Genomic DNA, 2994 nt, shown 5'->3' with positions numbered 1-2994 from the left:
CTGTAATACCTAAAATATTCATAATTCTATGTATATATCCTTCTGAAAATGACTTATGATTTAGTTTATTAATGAACATGGTCATCCTTCTATACCCTAAAATTCCATCAAATGTTGAATGATATTCATTAATTAATGAGCATATCAATTCATCTTGTTTTTCTTTTTCAGGTTTGACTCTATTTTTATGTTTGTAGTATCCACTTCTTGAAATATTTAAAACTTCACATATTTTGGTTACTGGATAACCTTTATCCTTAAAAAAATCTGCTGTTTTGTATTCTGTTTCCTGTCTTACTTTCGATAGAGAAGTTTTCTTTCGAATTCCTCTTTTTTTTTAAGAACTTCAAGTTCAAATTCTCTTCTTTTTCTTAATGCTTTCTCTTTTTCTAGTTCAAGCTGTAATTTCTCAACTTCAGTTAAGTTGCTTTCGTCAATTTCTGACTTTGGCTTTGGTCCACGTTTTTGATATTTTAGTGTTTCTGGTCCCTTATCTAGATATGCCCTTGTCCATTTATATACAAGTGCATAAGTAACCTCATACTTATCAGCTGCATATTTATAACTCATATTATTTTCAATAACCCATTTAACTATTTCTAATCTTTCTTCAAATGTAGTTTTTCTGGATTTCATGGTATAGACATCTCCTTTAGGATCATAAGCCTTTATTTCTATACCATTATACCATTTATTAATCCAATTATTAATTACTCCTGTGGAAATATTATATTTAGCTGCTAAATCAGGCATTGAATATTTACCTAAATTATATTCTTCTATTATTGATAACTTAAATTCTTTACTATATGAAGAATTTTTGTTTGATGTTTCAAATACACTTGGTCCATGTTCTTTATATCTTAAATACCATCGACGCACAACTTCCTTTGTTGTTCCAATTTCATCAGCAATTCCTTGAAAACTAATATGACTTTTTTCATAATCTTTGCAAGCCTCAATTTTTACTTCTTTACTGTACTTTGGTTTTCTTCCCATAAAAAAATACCTCCAAGTAGATAATCTAATTTTTAATTAATTAGACTGTCTACTTTGGAAGTATCGTATCATTGTGACACTTAATTTAAAATTATTTTTTTATTTATTATTTATTATGCTTTCAACCATCTTTAATAGCTCATTTTTATCATATTCTGAAATGATGGCATAAATATAATTACTATCATTCCAATAAATTTGATTAACATTTTTATTAGTAAAATAAATAATTTTCTGCTCTCCTATTAAAAGTTCTTCTATATCTATCCCTTCTGTATCAGTTATAATTGAATTTGCTGTAATTTTAGCTTGCTCAAACATTATTTCAATACCTTCATCATTCTGCCAATAGATAAATTGTTCATAAGAGTTAATTTCATGCTCTATAATTTTAAAACTATCTGGAATATAAGTTGAATTTACTGGTATTAATTTTCCATCATCTATATTTTGTTTTTCCTTAAAAATTATTGATGTGAATTCTTCCCATACTTCTATGACTACTTCAAAAAATCTAACCCTATATGCTTCTACACTCATTGTTGTAGCAAAAGCTATAGATATAAATATTAAAAATATAATTGCAACTTTTCTACTATAGTTTACAAATATTTTTATAAAAGGAGATCTTCTTTCTTGTCTTATAAGTTTATTCATCTTTTTTTGAAATCTCTTTGAGAAATTATGAGATAATGCTTCTTCCTTAGGCAAACTATCAATCATTATATTTTCTGCACTTTTTACATATTTATATAGAAAATCATCATCCATTACATATTTATTCATAAGACTTCTCACTCCCTTCAGATAAGCTCTCTGTTAACTTATTCCTGCCTCTTACTAATCTTTGTCTTACATTTTCTTCGGATATTCTCAAAATCTCTGAAATTTCTTTATTGGTATATCCTTGAGAATATTTTAGTCTTAACACAATTGAATAATTTATGGGAAGTTTTAGGATAGCTTCTTCTATTTCATTCAATATAAATTTACTCTTATTTTTTACATCTTCTATATAAATTCCAACTTCATCAAAGGATATACTATTTTCATGTTTTCGTTTCCTATAAAAATCAATTGCTATATGTTCTACTATTATAACGATGAATCCTTTGGTTTTGTGACAGTCAATTTTATCTATTTTATTTAAATTGTCAATAATTCTTAAAAATGCTTGGTGAACAACATCCTCTGATAAATATTTATCTCTAAGTATCCTATTAGCAACATAAAACATTGTTTGTTTATATGTAATATAAAGTTGTTCGAATTTGCTTTTATCTTCTTCTGATTCAATTATGGATAAATAAATTATCATAAGATTCACCCCACATTTTTAACCCTAGCTTTTCTACTTTTACTTTTTATCTTATCACTTAAATTATTCAATGTCATCTGTCAAAAGCTCTATTTTTAAGGGTCAAAAAATGGTGTTTTTTACCGATTTTTGACCCTTAAATTCATCTTCTTTAATAATTAAATTATAATGAACATGAAAAAAGCCATAAAGCTAATTGCTGTGGAGCTTAAGGCTATTGTGATCTGGCTATATTAAATTTTGATATTCTCTTCTTCCATCAACTATAGCATATATAATAACTGTTTTATTTTCCTTATTTACTTTATAAAATATAAGATGTTTCTCTACAATGACCACCCTATAACCCTGTTTTTTCAAAATAGAGTATCTAGGTATGCTTCCTGAATTAGGAAACTCTTTTAAACAATTAATGGATTCTTCTATTTTATTCAAATATTTGAGAGCAGTATCAACACAAAGATTCACGAATTCTATCCAAAGATTCTTGCATGGAACCCACTCTTCCATTTTGGACATCATCTCCAGCTTCTGCAAGAGTTCGAAGTAATTCTAATTCTGCTTTCATTTGCTTGTTAAATCGTAAGCGTACAATAATCTCATGGATTTAAAAGTGTCAAAAACCATGAGATAATATCTCTACAAAGTAGTCCTAATGTTGCCAACACACTTTGTCA

The 2994-nt window shown here is 27.1% G+C and carries 4 protein-coding genes; all 4 read right to left on the bottom strand.

The genetic code is table 11. The annotated features are described in order from the left end of the window. Positions 1-294: 294 nt before the first annotated feature. The 4 genes from BUB33_RS15575 to BUB33_RS15560 all read right to left on the bottom strand — a co-directional run bounded on the left by BUB33_RS15575 (position 295) and on the right by BUB33_RS15560 (position 2785). A complete protein-coding gene (locus tag BUB33_RS15575; protein WP_072978139.1) occupies positions 295-999 on the bottom strand; it encodes a helix-turn-helix domain-containing protein in 705 nt (234 codons plus the stop codon). 99 nt (positions 1000-1098) lie between these two features. Next, a complete protein-coding gene (locus BUB33_RS15570) occupies positions 1099-1785 on the bottom strand; it encodes a DUF4367 domain-containing protein (protein WP_072978137.1) in 687 nt (228 codons plus the stop codon). Then, complete coding sequence (locus tag BUB33_RS15565) at positions 1778-2317, bottom strand: RNA polymerase sigma factor (RefSeq protein ID WP_072978135.1); 540 nt, start codon at positions 2315-2317, stop codon at positions 1778-1780. Before BUB33_RS15565 ends, BUB33_RS15570 begins: the two co-directional genes overlap by 8 nt. A 228-nt stretch (positions 2318-2545) precedes the next feature. Further along, entirely contained in the window at positions 2546-2785 is a 240-nt protein-coding gene (locus BUB33_RS15560; RefSeq protein ID WP_234950081.1) for a type II toxin-antitoxin system RelE/ParE family toxin, read from the bottom strand. Positions 2786-2994: the final 209 nt, after the last annotated feature.

This window comes from Tissierella praeacuta DSM 18095 (genome assembly GCF_900128955.1).
Taxonomy (GTDB): domain Bacteria; phylum Bacillota; class Clostridia; order Tissierellales; family Tissierellaceae; genus Tissierella; species Tissierella praeacuta.
Note: the sequence above shows the minus strand (reverse complement) of the source record. Positions and strands in the feature narration are given on the sequence as shown.

What these genes read in the sequence shown, in the direction of transcription:
- BUB33_RS15575 (WP_072978139.1), bottom strand. Translation starts at nt 999, where the DNA reads ATGGGAAGAAAACCAAAGTACAGTAAAGAAGTAAAAATTGAGGCTTGC.
- BUB33_RS15565 (WP_072978135.1), bottom strand. Translation starts at nt 2,317, where the DNA reads ATGATAATTTATTTATCCATAATTGAATCAGAAGAAGATAAAAGCAAA.
- BUB33_RS15570 (WP_072978137.1), bottom strand. Translation starts at nt 1,785, where the DNA reads ATGAATAAATATGTAATGGATGATGATTTTCTATATAAATATGTAAAA.